We start from the raw sequence: 334 nt of genomic DNA on the forward strand, positions 1-334 counted from the left end.
GCGGGGAGATCCTGGAGCTGAAGAACACGCTGAACACGATGGTGGACCAGCTGTCGTCGTTCGCGGAGGAGGTCACCAGGGTCGCCCGCGAGGTGGGTTCGGAGGGCCTGCTCGGCGGTCAGGCCGTGGTGCAGGGTGTCTCCGGCACCTGGAAGGACCTCACGCAGTCGGTGAACTTCATGGCGAACAACCTGACCATCCAGGTGAGGGACATCGCGGCGGTGACGACGGCGGTGGCGAAGGGTGATCTCTCGCTGAAGGTCACGGTGGATGTCGCGGGCGAGATGCTGGACCTGAAGAACACCGTCAACGGGATGGTCGACCAGCTCTCCTA

1 protein-coding gene is annotated in these 334 nt (G+C 64.4%); it reads left to right on the top strand.

From position 1 onward, the window contains the following. A partial coding sequence (locus PUR53_RS00280; protein ID WP_329906969.1) for a HAMP domain-containing protein occupies positions 1 to 334 on the top strand: 334 nt, incomplete at both ends.

Source organism: Streptomyces sp. SP18BB07 (assembly GCF_036322545.1).
Classification (GTDB): Bacteria; Actinomycetota; Actinomycetes; order Streptomycetales; family Streptomycetaceae; genus Streptomyces; species Streptomyces deccanensis.